The organism is Bartonella sp. CL162QHHD, assembly GCF_042195435.1.
Taxonomy (GTDB): domain Bacteria; phylum Pseudomonadota; class Alphaproteobacteria; order Rhizobiales; family Rhizobiaceae; genus Bartonella.
Map to the genome: position 1 here is coordinate 1 of NZ_JBHIOG010000069.1, position 1,682 is coordinate 1,682.

Consider the following 1,682-nt stretch of genomic DNA (forward strand, 5'->3'; position numbering starts at 1 on the left):
AGCACCGTGAAACCTGCTCCAGTGCATGCCATTACGCCAATTGTTTGCTCCGTACTTCTTTGCCCCAAACTCTAAAACTTTACCAATTTCAAGCAGTGCCAACGGCGGTATAAGCTCTACACGAGGCTTACCATCATCATTCTTATGCGCTTCATTTGCATTATGTGAACACATATAAACTCTGTCGCCACCATATTCTTCAGTGCCGCAAACATATGCATTTCCATAAATCTTGGACTTACCATAAACCACGGCATGACCGAACACCTTAGCAGCATCACAAACCTTGGCATAACCACAAACCTTGGCGTTGCCATAAACCTTGGCGTTGCCATAAACATGGATATTATCGTAAACGTAAGCATTACCAAAAACCGCAGCTTCATCACAAACCTTGGCATTGCCAAATACATGCGCATTACCACAAACCTTGGCGTTGCCATAAATCGCAGCTGCTAAAAGAACATTGGCATTCTCATAAACACGGGCATTGTCATAAACATGAGAAAAACCAAGAACCTTGGCATTGCCAAAAACACGTGCATCACCATAAACCCATGCCCTATTCCCAACCCAACAATCACCTTCATGACTTAGGTTGTCTTCTTTCTCTATATAGCCTCCTAAATCACCTGCTTTAACATCACCAAAGTCTCTCAGTGCACGAATGCGGTGAAGTGTTCTGCCATCAAACTCAATTGTTTCATCAGTAAGTTCGTATTTCTTTTCTACAGCCATCATCATCTCCTTAATGCTGTAAAGTTTCTCCGGTGTGATCAACACCGCAGCTCTTGCTAATTTTCGACAATGGGGGGTGTTGCTCTTGCATTAATCTCTGCAAGCGCTCGGGATAAAAAAAATCTTCTGGACGCAAATCTATCCCATGATCACGTGCGTAATCTAAAATTTTTTGCTGGTGTTTTGCTGGCATGTCACGCCATCTATAAACAGATGACACATCTCTTTGCACTATGGTTGCTACAGTTTTGAAACCACCTAAATATTTTATAATTAATCTCGAAGGCATATGTAATCTCCATAACAGCGCAATAAATAATTGCGTTTTATGCACAAGTCAACGAAATTATGCTTTTTTATCATTTTTGCACATTTGCATAAAAATATATTTTCAAGGATTATACGAACCATGGAACAAGATATTCAGTCCAAACTTAAGCTATGGATTAAAGAGCGTCTTAACGAACGAGGACACGGCGCACAAACATTATTAGCATCACATTTAGAACTACACCCATCAGCAGTGAATCGCATGCTTAATACCTATCAAAATGGTAAAACGCGAGATATAACCATAGATGAACTAGTAAAGATTTCTGAATTTTTTAACGAACCTCCCCCCAGTTTTTACAAAGAAGTAGACTTAGATTTTATGAAAATATGTGCATCACTTGATCCAGTTGACAAAGAAGCGGTGCTTGATTTTCTTGAATTATTAAAAAAATTAAAAACAAAATAAGTAATAATTAACTGCTCTTTTTCATTGAATAATGAAAAAACAGATTCTATTTTTTTATCTATATCGCTCATAAACATCTCCCAAATTGTGGATAGCGCATAATTTAATTATATATTTTAAGATTTATTTTTGCGTTTTATGCAAAATTTTAATTGACTTGTGCATAAAATACAATTATCACTGCACCATACCCCGAAAAAAAAAA

3 protein-coding genes are annotated in these 1,682 nt (G+C 37.5%); 1 reads left to right on the forward strand and 2 read right to left on the reverse strand.

The features are described from left to right. Positions 1–738: dATP/dGTP diphosphohydrolase domain-containing protein (locus ACFILD_RS08070; protein WP_375665021.1), on the reverse strand; the 738-nt coding region annotated here is incomplete at its 3' end. 10 nt (positions 739–748) lie between these two features. Next, positions 749–1,027 (reverse strand): hypothetical protein, encoded by a 279-nt coding sequence (locus tag ACFILD_RS08075; protein WP_375660270.1) that lies wholly within the window; start codon positions 1,025–1,027, stop codon positions 749–751. Between the two features lie 120 nt (positions 1,028–1,147). On the opposite strand from ACFILD_RS08075, the gene ACFILD_RS08080 reads away from it, so the two are divergent. After that, on the forward strand, positions 1,148–1,477 hold the full coding sequence (locus tag ACFILD_RS08080) for a helix-turn-helix transcriptional regulator (RefSeq protein WP_208439714.1): 330 nt from the start codon (positions 1,148–1,150) through the stop codon (positions 1,475–1,477). Positions 1,478–1,682 lie beyond the last annotated feature (205 nt).

Coding starts and splice junctions, on each gene's coding strand:
- ACFILD_RS08080 (WP_208439714.1), top strand. CDS start 1,148: ATGGAACAAGATATTCAGTCCAAACTTAAGCTATGGATTAAAGAGCGT.
- ACFILD_RS08075 (WP_375660270.1), bottom strand. CDS start 1,027: ATGCCTTCGAGATTAATTATAAAATATTTAGGTGGTTTCAAAACTGTA.